Genomic DNA, 2421 nt, shown 5'->3' with positions numbered 1-2421 from the left:
GAGCAGCGTGGCCGCCCACGGCGCCACCCACGGCATCGACGTGCAGATCGTCGAGCGTAACCCCGCCGGGGCCGGGTTCGTCCCCCAGCCCATGCGGTGGGTGGTGGAGCAGACCTACGGCACGATGTCCTTGCACCGACGCCTGGTGCGCGACTACGAACATGATCCGGCCAGTTCCGAATCGCGGGTGTACTGGGCGATGACCGATGTGATGACCCGCCGGCTGACCGGTACCTCCACCCCTGCCTGGCGCGACACGTGAGCGGGCACTCCGATCCCGGCACCTGGCTGCTGGAACGGATCGACGCTCGCGAGAAGGCGCTGACCGGACAGTCCGAGCAGATGCGTTCCCAGATCGACGAACTGACCGCCCGCCTGCGTGACCTCGATCAGGATATCGAGCACCTGAAGATCACCCGCAAGACGCTGCTCGCCCTCGCCGAGGAGCCTGACCCGGCACCCCCGCCGCAACCGGCTCCCGTGCTCCCCGACCACCCCGTCTACCAGCAGATCCTCACCATCCTGGCGGACGCCGGACAGCCCATGCGCGCTCGCGACCTCTGCCTGGCCCTGGACCTGCCTCTGGCGCGAAGGAACGTCGAGAACACCCGAGCCAAGCTCAAACGCCTGGTCAGTCTCGGCATCCTCGCCGAGACCGAGCCAGGATTGTTCGCTCAACAACGCCCATAACCCCGAGCTATCCGCTTCGACCTGCTCGCCTCACGCAGCGCAAGCGATCAAAGGGACATCAACTTACGAACCGCCCTCTGAGAGCGTGTTTTCGGGCAGGGGCCCATCGCGCCTGGGGTTACCGTTGAGCCGATGCTTGCTTCGGCTAGGAGTGTGCGTAGGGCACTCCTAGCCCTATCGGCTTGTGCTTCATAAAACACATTGTTGGTCCGGGTCGTACTCCCAGGCCCAGGCCTCACTCGCCGGTAGCGTCACGGCGTGCGGCGGCAGTGATCTCCCTGATCTGGGCCAGGACCGCCGTCACCACCTGCCGGTCCGTGGCAGCGGCTACCTGCTGCTCCGATTCACGCAGCCGTGCCGCTTTCGCTGGGTAGCGGTGGATCGCCACGAACTCGCCCCATTGCGCCAGGAATCCATGCAGAGGCGCGACGGTGCCCTGCCGCGCGGCCTGTTCTGTCGCCTGGTCGAGATGGTCGACGAACTGACCAAGATAGGCCGGCGCGATCTGCGCCACCGCAGCTCGCAACGCAGCCGTCGTCAGCGGCGGACGAGGGATCAGCGCCACGTCGTCATCGTGATGCGGGGGTGGACACCGATGACCTCCATCCTGGTACGCGCACACCGTACCGTCGGCCACCAGCGCCTTCCAAGCGGCCAACCGAGGAAGGACACTTCCGCCCTGGCCGGTACCAGACCTTCCACAATGATCATGTGTGGCCAGACCGGTTGCCCAACGCGTGGCCGCTCTCCCTGTTGTCCTCAGTACCGACGGCACATGATCGGGACGAGTCCGGCGCTGCTTTGGTCACCGCAGCGCCAATACTCGCGGCGGCACTGAGTATGTGCAGGCCGCTTCTGCCCCTATCGCGCATGCTTGATAATTGATGTTATGTCAACTTATAAGATCAAGTTGCGACCTGCGACACCATGGGATGGGCGCGGGCACCACCCGAGTGTCGCCGAACCGGACGGCCGCAAGAGCCTGGTCCAAGCCAGCCTCCGCATTCTCACCGAAACCGAGCTGGGATTGTTCGCTCAACCACGCCCGTAACCCCGCGCTGCCCGCTTCGACCAGCCCACCTCACGCAGGACAAGCGATCAAAGGGACATCAACTCGCGACCGCCCGCTGAGATGCACTTACTGCTGGTGGCAGGTGCAAGGTTCGAACTTGCGTAGGCTGAGCTGGCGGTTTTACAGCGGGCTGACGTTCCCGACTACATCAGGTGTCCGACCTCAGGGTACGGCTCTCACCCGTCCTCTACCAGGGAAGATCATCCCGCATATATCCCGCGAGGCAGGGCCAGCCACGATCGCCCCCAGGAACCGCGGATCTCTCGGGAGAAAGGGCCTTCCACCTGCAGAGGCTCGGCGGTTTGAACCTCGGATGGCGGTAAAGCCGGGAAGCCCTGGTAGCCATCCGCGGCATCAGTGCACGCCCCTCGTGATCACTGACTGATGGCGCCGACGAGTACGGGCCTGTCGAGGACGCTGGGAGTGAACACCACGCCAGTGATCTTGGCTGCCAGCAAGAACGCACGCGAGATCCTGTTGGTGTACATGTCATCCCACGTCGCCTCCCATGCCTCTTCATCCAACTTCTCCGGCCCGGGTTCCGCAGTTCGTGTCGCCACTGGTGACACGCACCACCCTGGCCTCGGACGACGTTAAGGATCAAGGTGTCGAGCGGTGTTCCTAGTGACACGGATCGGACTTCCTTGTGCCACCACCGC

2 protein-coding genes and 1 pseudogene are annotated in these 2421 nt (G+C 64.5%); 2 read left to right on the top strand and 1 reads right to left on the bottom strand.

The genetic code is table 11. The features are described from left to right. Positions 1-262: pseudogene (locus tag ACTWPW_RS63800) on the top strand (IS5/IS1182 family transposase); the annotation flags it as partial. Further along, positions 259-690: a hypothetical protein gene (locus ACTWPW_RS63795; RefSeq protein WP_443174976.1), complete on the top strand. Its 432-nt coding sequence runs from the start codon at positions 259-261 to the stop codon at positions 688-690. The pseudogene ACTWPW_RS63800 and the gene ACTWPW_RS63795, both read left to right, overlap by 4 nt. A gap of 235 nt (positions 691-925) precedes the next feature. Here the strand turns inward: ACTWPW_RS63795 and ACTWPW_RS63790 are convergent, their stop codons facing one another. Further along, positions 926-1255, bottom strand: coding sequence for a hypothetical protein (locus ACTWPW_RS63790; RefSeq protein ID WP_443174975.1), 330 nt, complete (start codon positions 1253-1255; stop codon positions 926-928). Between the last annotated feature and the right edge of the window lie 1166 nt (positions 1256-2421).

Origin of the sequence: Nonomuraea sp. KM90, assembly GCF_052246675.1 — a bacterium.
Classification (GTDB): domain Bacteria; phylum Actinomycetota; class Actinomycetes; order Streptosporangiales; family Streptosporangiaceae; genus Nonomuraea.
The sequence above is the reverse complement of the archived record's forward strand: the minus strand, read 5'-3'. Positions and strand labels throughout refer to the sequence as shown.